At 57.1% G+C, this 4,551-nt stretch carries 4 protein-coding genes and 1 tRNA gene; 1 reads left to right on the plus strand and 4 read right to left on the minus strand.

Going from position 1 to position 4,551, the window contains the following annotated elements; translation table 11 throughout:
- Positions 1-119: 119 nt before the first annotated feature.
- The 4 genes from CJ255_RS21055 to CJ255_RS21070 all read right to left on the minus strand — a co-directional run bounded on the left by CJ255_RS21055 (position 120) and on the right by CJ255_RS21070 (position 3,437).
- Positions 120-1,022, minus strand: coding sequence for a tetratricopeptide repeat protein (locus tag CJ255_RS21055; RefSeq protein WP_097646045.1), 903 nt, complete (start codon positions 1,020-1,022; stop codon positions 120-122).
- 286 nt (positions 1,023-1,308) lie between these two features.
- The gene (locus CJ255_RS21060) at positions 1,309-2,091 is read right to left on the minus strand and encodes a class I SAM-dependent methyltransferase (protein ID WP_097646046.1); all 783 of its coding nucleotides are present in this window, start codon (positions 2,089-2,091) and stop codon (positions 1,309-1,311) included.
- Positions 2,092-2,147: 56 nt separating this feature from the next.
- Positions 2,148-3,299: a glycosyltransferase family 4 protein gene (locus tag CJ255_RS21065; protein ID WP_097646047.1), complete on the minus strand. Its 1,152-nt coding sequence runs from the start codon at positions 3,297-3,299 to the stop codon at positions 2,148-2,150.
- Between the two features lie 63 nt (positions 3,300-3,362).
- A tRNA-Cys gene (locus CJ255_RS21070) sits at positions 3,363-3,437 on the minus strand.
- 145 nt (positions 3,438-3,582) lie between these two features.
- Here CJ255_RS21070 and CJ255_RS21075 point away from each other — a divergent pair.
- Positions 3,583-4,422, plus strand: coding sequence for a plastocyanin/azurin family copper-binding protein (locus tag CJ255_RS21075; RefSeq protein WP_165774865.1), 840 nt, complete (start codon positions 3,583-3,585; stop codon positions 4,420-4,422).
- The last annotated feature ends 129 nt before the right edge of the window (positions 4,423-4,551 follow it).

Raw genomic sequence — 4,551 nt, forward strand, 5'->3', positions numbered from 1 at the left:
TGATGCGCTAAAACAGAGGCGGTTTTCACAGTTTCGGCTGAAAACCGGATAAAAGCCCGGGAAATCCAAGAGAGCCAAAAAAAGTGGGTTTGGGGCATAGCCCCATCCCACTAAACGTATTAACTCACCCGAGTTAGAGCAGTTTTAACCGCCATGACACTAAAGACGACGAGTGCAAAGGGAAAGCCAAGAATGAGGAAGTGTAGCAGAATCCAGGGCAGTACGCCTAGTGAGTAGCCAATCCCCAACGCAAGCTGGATCGGTTTGCCACGCTTATTCTTGGTACCTCGATCAACCAAGCGTACCATGAAATCGCCAACAATCGGGCCAATGAAGAAAGCGATAATGAATCCGATCAGGATAAAGATGCGTACTAGCAACTCGAGCGCCACATACGAGACAATAAAGCTAAAAAAGAAGGCAATAGCCCCTGCAATCAGAATTTCACTACTGCCTACTTGGTAGTTCACTGGGCGGCGCACTTTGGCACACTCTGGGCAGAGTTGACCGACGGCTGCACGGGTGGCACATTCACTACAAATGGGGCGTTCGCAACCGGTGCAGCGTAGCCCGGTATCGCGGTCGGGGTGGACATAACAACTGAGTAATTCGTTGGTCGTTTCTGGCTCTTCGGCTTCTACTTCAGTTTCTACTTCTACTTCGGTTTCAGGTGGAGCAGCTTTGGATTTGGCAAGCAGCCCCTCTGGCTCACGTTTGCCGCGCCCACCACCGGGGGCCAAGACCTCACCAGCGGCTAGGCGTGCCTCGACCTGGGCTAGGACGGCGCGTGCTTCCGGATGTTCGGGGTTGATCGTCAGGGCTCGTTGCAGATGTTCGCGCTTCTCGCGGTAGGGCCGTACCGTTCCGGCTAAACCAATCCACGCCTCAACCCGCTCAGGGTCAAGCTCTAGCGCCCGCCGAAAGCGTTGACGGGCATCATAGGCATCACCGGCAAGCAGTGCGGCGTTGCCCTCAACAATTAGGTTGGCCACCTCCTCGGCGGCAGTCGTCGATCCTGTCATTGTAGATATACCTCCTTGAGGTATTATACCTGTCTGAAGTGTGCTACGGCAAAGGGAGATACTCCCTTCTGTGGGGCTTCGCCCCATACGCATGAGGTTGAGGGCTACCGCCCTAAAAACCCGTCTTGGGGCTACGCCCCCATACGCATGAGGTTGAGGGCTACCGCCCTAAAAACCCGTCTTGGGGCTTCGCCCCAAACCCCCACCGGGGGCTTAACGTAATGCCTATGGGGGAGCGCGAGGGAACCAGGTTCCCTCGCACACCCTAAGCTACACATGGGTGAAATCATGCTCGCTTACGCAGTACAAAGAAGTAGTAGGGGCCATCTGCCCCCGCTGGCGCATTGTAGATCGGGCGCAGGATTGGCTCCCAGAGGAGATTTGGGCTCAATGGTGGCGCTACGAGCCAACGACCCGTCAGTTTCTTGGTGAGTAGTGTGGGCGCACCATAGTAGTGGCTGAAGTCGAAGAGTTTGAGCGCGGCAGCACTGAGATAGGGCCGTGAGGTGACGACCTCAAAGCCTGCTTGGGCAAAGCGTTCGCTCCATGCCCTCTGGCTGAGGGTGTTGAAGTGGTATGAAATGCGGTTGAACCAGTTCCCGTAGCGCCTACCATCAAGCCCGATGCGCTCTAAGAGCCAGGTGCCGAGCAGATCATGCGCGAAGCGCTCGCCTACCACCGAAGCTACAAAGAGCCCCCGTGGGCGCAAAACCCGCGCCGTTTCGGCGAGGGTCTCGTCTAGTGGAATGATATGCTCTAAGACGCAGTTGGAGATTGCACTCGCAAATTGGCCATCAGCAAAGGGCAGAGCCCGCCCATTGGCGACACTCAGACCAGCATAGACGCCCCGCCCCGCCGCTTCGCGGGTATCGCGCAGCAGCGGATCAATCCCATAGACCTGTTTGCCAGGTAGCGCTATCTCAACAAAGGTTCCATCGCCACTGCCAAGATCGAAAATCGGCTCAGGCAACTCCGGGGCCAATTCGGCAAAGAGCCGTGCCTCAATGGATCGGATCATCGCCCGGTGGATCGGCAGAGTCAACAGGTGGGGCCGCAGATAATCTTGCATAGATACTATACCATCTACAATCTACAATCTACAATCTACAATCTACAATCTACAATCTACAATCTACCATCGCGCAGCCGTTGAAACATTTGTTCATACTCCAGCGCGGTGCGTTCAGTGGAAAATTTCGCAGCAATCGCCTCGCGGGGGCGCAGGTAGCGTTCGCGGAGTTCGATCACGCGCAACAGCGCCGCCGCCAGCGCCTCATGGTCGCCAATTGGCACCACCTCGCCCATGCCGGTCTGATGAACTGGCTGACGTACACCGGGCAGGGCACTGGCAATTGAGGGTGTGCCGCAGAGCATCGCTTCCACCTGCACCAAGCCAAACGTCTCGGTCGAATTGAGCGAAGGAACAACCAGCACATCAAGGTTATGGAAGAAGGCCGCCATCTCATGGGCATCCAGCGTCCCCATAAAGGTCCAATGTTTGGCAAAGCGCCTAAATTCAGGCGCAAGGCGGCGAGCGTAGGCTGCTTCACCCAACACATGCTCATAGGGGCCAGCAAAGAGTACCCGCGCTTCAGGATAGTGGGCCAGGAGCTTTGGGAGCGCCTTGAGCAGCACCTCAACCCCCTTCTCGGCAGCGAGGCGGGCAGCCATGCCGATCACCGGGCCACGCAGGTTCCAGCGTTCGCGGAACGCAGCCACTGCATCAGGGGTGACCGGCGCAACCTCAACGGGGGGGGGAATCACTACAATCTTTTTACTAAAACGGCGCAAATAGGGCGAATGGGCCGCGAAATCGTGGGTATAGGCTACAATCCGCGTCGCAAGCTGACCCGCCACCAGATTGGCGCCATCCACTACCCGATTGGCCACCTGATTGAGCATACCTGGGGGCAACTGGAGATCACTATGGTACGTAAGCACCACCGGCTGTCGCCGCAGTCGCCCGCGCAATGCCAAGCCTGGCGCATCAAACTGGGGCAAATGGAGACTCATCGCATCGTGCGTAAGCGCAAGGGCGGTCGCAATCCCACCAAAGGTAGGCATAATCACCCCCTTACTCACCCGCGCAAGCACCGGGGCACGCACCACGCGCACTCCCTCCAGCAACTCACTCGTCGGCAGGCTCGGATCATACTGTGAAGTAAGCACCGTTACACTATGCCCACGCCGCGCCAATGCCGTCGCCAGCCGCTCAACATAGATAGTCAAGCCACTCGTGTAGGGACGGTAATAGGTTAGAGCACAGAGAATACGCATATGGATAGCCGAAAATCCGAATTTTTCACATAAGAAAAGCCTCGCCATTTGGCGAGGCTCGGTTGGAGGCGACGGCGGGAATCGAACCCGCGAATGGCGGTTTTGCAGACCGCTGCATTACCACTTTGCTACGTCGCCATCGCGCAGCACATTGTAACATAGGCATCTCTGGGCTGCAAGGCTTACTCCCCCCCCCAAGTAACATAATTCCACAATTTTTATGTTACACTATGCACTGTGCAGATTATCACAAGCCTGCGAGTCGCGTTAAGGAGGTAGGCCCATGAGCTGGCGTTCGTCTGGTAACTTCCGTCCAAGTGGTCAGTCGTCGCGTCCGTCGTTCGGTGGTGGTCGAAACGAACCACCCCTTATTGATCCCAACTTCCTCAAGATCGGTATCGCTGTCATCGTCTGTGTCGCTGTCGTTGGTCTGTTTGCGCTGATCGCCTCAGTTAGTGGGTCACCTACACAAACTGCTGATCGTCCGACTGCTGCTCCTGCCACGGTTGAACCGACTGTCGCTCCAGCCCCACTTGAGCCAACCGCCGAGCCGGAGGTGGTTGAGCCAACCGCCGAGCCGGAGGTGGTTGAGCCAACTGCCGAGCCGGAGGTGGTTGAGCCAACTGCCGAGCCCGAGCCTGAGCCCACACCGACCGAAGCGGCAGCAGCGCCCGCAGGCCGCCCTGGCATCCCCAGCGAGCCATTTGGTCCAGCCCTTGCCACTGGTACGGGTACACCCATTCAGATCGGCACCGATCCGGGGGCGCAGTTGTTGTTTGATGTAGATCGTGTCACGGTTCCCAATGGCCCCGTCACGCTCACCTTCACCAATGACTCGGATACCGTACAGCACAACTGGGTCTTGATTGAGGGTGATGATCCGGCTATGCTCGCACGGATTAACCAAACCGCTCAGGATCAACAGCGCCAACTGCGGAATACGCTGGGTTCTGTGCCGCCCTCCGGTACCGATGGAGTGCTGGTGGCGACCCAGATTCTGAACATGGGTGAATCGGTCACGTTCACCTTCGATCCGCCTGGCCCGGGCACCTACACCTTCATCTGCACCTTCCCTGAGCACTTCGAGGGTGGCATGGTTGGTACGCTTGTGGTTGAGTCCTAAGAAGGAGGATTTAGCAACGAGCAGATAGGAAATAGGTTGGCGGCATCAGAACCATGCTACGTGGCATACGTTGGAGTGCCGGCTTTAGCCGGCTAAAGCCGGCACTCCAACGCCAGTTCATAGACTTTT

Origin of the sequence: Candidatus Viridilinea mediisalina (assembly GCF_002532535.1) — a bacterium.
Taxonomy (GTDB): Bacteria; Chloroflexota; Chloroflexia; order Chloroflexales; family Chloroflexaceae; genus Viridilinea; species Viridilinea mediisalina.